1 pseudogene is annotated in these 271 nt (G+C 64.9%); it reads left to right on the top strand.

Annotation, left to right across the window (positions count from 1 at the left end):
- Positions 1–113: 113 nt before the first annotated feature.
- Positions 114–271 (top strand): annotated as a pseudogene (locus IF89_RS45740) (IS5/IS1182 family transposase); the annotation flags it as partial.

Here is a 271-nt window from a genome sequence, read left to right as displayed (position 1 = left end):
GCTTCTTCGAGTTGGCCACCGATCGGGTGCCGGGCGAGGGCTCGTAACGGACAAGGCTCCCGGACGGTTGAGCGAGATCTCTCACGTCTCAACTCGTTCGCCAGGGTGCCTTGTTGGATGCCTATCCAGCCGCACTGGACCTTCCGCATGCCCTCGTGGAGTGGGTCACGATGCTGACCGCCACCCGTGAGGGTGACCGCCGGTGCAAGCTGCCTGCCTCTCAGCGGGCCCTGATCGCACTCGTGTATCTGCGCAAGCACGACACCCTCGC

Source organism: Streptomyces sp. NRRL F-2664, assembly GCF_000719345.1.
In the GTDB taxonomy this organism is placed as follows: Bacteria; Actinomycetota; Actinomycetes; order Streptomycetales; family Streptomycetaceae; genus Streptomyces.
The sequence above is the reverse complement of the archived record's forward strand: the minus strand, read 5'-3'. Positions and strand labels throughout refer to the sequence as shown.